Source organism: Aminobacter sp. P4_D5 (genome assembly GCF_056401815.1).
The window spans coordinates 1-1,682 of record NZ_JBFUIP010000353.1 but is presented as its reverse complement, the minus strand read 5'-3'; the positions used below and the strand labels follow the sequence as shown (position 1 = coordinate 1,682).

Annotated in this window: 2 protein-coding genes; both read right to left on the bottom strand. The window is 68.9% G+C overall.

Annotated features, from left to right (window positions below):
• On the bottom strand, nt 1-620 hold a 620-nt coding region (locus AC1DWF_RS31785; RefSeq protein WP_476842538.1), incomplete at its 3' end, for an alanine racemase.
• Nucleotides 621-1,682: replicative DNA helicase (gene dnaB / locus AC1DWF_RS31780; RefSeq protein WP_476842537.1), on the bottom strand; the 1,062-nt coding region annotated here is incomplete at its 5' end. It lies immediately after the preceding gene.

Here is a 1,682-nt window from a genome sequence, read left to right as displayed (position 1 = left end):
ATGCCGTAGAGCGCGCAACCGGGACGGGCCAGGTCGCTCGCATAGCGGCCACCGAGGAAGATGCCGGAGGAATTGGCGAAGCTGCGCCGTACGCGGGGCAGCCTCAGGCAGGCCTCGGCGAAGCGGTCAGCCTGCACGGCGTTCAGCGGGTGGCCAGGCTCGTCGGCGCAGGCGAGGTGCGTCATGACATAGAGCAGCTCGACGCCCTCGAAGGGTGAGGGGTCGCGGGCCAGCGACTCCAGCTCCGAGGCGTCGAGGCCGAGGCGCGACATGCCGGTGTCGACCTGGAGGATCGCCGGGCCGCGATGGGCGCGCAGCTCGTCCAGGGTGTTCAGTACGGGCGTCAGGCGGTGTCTGGACGAGACCGATCCGCCGCCCAGTACGGCGATCATCGGCCCATCGCCCAGATGCTTGCGGAGCCGGACGCCCTCCATCGGCTGTGCGACGAAGAAATGCCGGCACCCCGCCTCGAGCAGCGCCGGCCCGACCTGGGCCGCGCCGAGCCCGTAGGCATTGGCCTTCACCACCGCCGCCACCGCGCCGCCCGCGTGGATCGTGCAGAGCTTACGCCAGTTGCGCACGATCGCGCCGAGATCGATGGTCAGCAGGCCCCGCGACATTCAGTCGCCATAGCTTTGCACATGCTCGGTGTCGAGGTCGCCGAAGCGGGTGAACTCCGCCTCGAAGAAGAGGGGGATCGTGCCGGTGGGACCATGGCGCTGCTTGGCGATGATGAGGTCCGCCTTGTTGTGCGCCCGCTCCATGTCCTGCTGCCAACGCGTCATGGCGTCCTGGAACTTGGACTCGTCGGGAAAGTTCGTGATCTTCGGCTCGCGCTGCTTGAGGTAGTACTCGTCACGATAGACGAACATCACGCTGTCGGCGTCCTGCTCGATCGAGCCGGATTCACGAAGGTCCGAGAGCTGCGGCCGCTTGTCCTCGCGCTGCTCGACGGCGCGCGAGAGCTGGGACAGCGCGATGACCGGCAGCGAGAGCTCCTTGGCGATCGCCTTCAGCCCCTGGGTGATCATGCTGATCTCCAGCACGCGCGATTCCGGCCGCGTCCCGGCGGCGGGCCGCATCAGCTGGAGATAGTCCACCACCACCAGCCGCAGGCCGCGCGTGCGCTGGATACGGCGGCAGCGCGTGCGCAGCGCGGAGAGCGTGATGGCCGGCGTGTCGTCGATCAGCAGGGGAAGCTGCGAGAGCTCGCGGCTCACGCCCACGAAATGGTCGAACTCCCGCTGGCTGATCTCGCCCCGGCGGATGCGGTCGCCCTGGATGCGGCTTGCCTCCGAGAGGAGGCGGTTGGCGAGCTGGTCGGAGCTCATTTCCAGCGAGAAGATCGCGACCTGGCCGGTGCGCTGGCCGGTCTCCTCCGCCTCCTTCATCAGGGCCTTGGCCGCGCCATAGGCGATCTTGGTGGCGAGCGCGGTCTTTCCCATGGCCGGGCGCCCGGCCAGGATCATGAGATCCGAGTCGTGCAGCCCGCCCATCTTGGCGTCGAAGTCGCGCAGGCCGGAGGCGAGGCCGGAGACGCCGCCGCCATTCTCCTTCGCCTTCGCCGCGATCTCCACCGCGCGGGTCAGCGCGCGCTCGAAGGTGATGGCGCCGCCCTCGCTGGCCTTCTGCGTCGCGAGGTCGAAGAGCAGCTGTTCCGCCGCCTCGATCTGCTCCTTGCC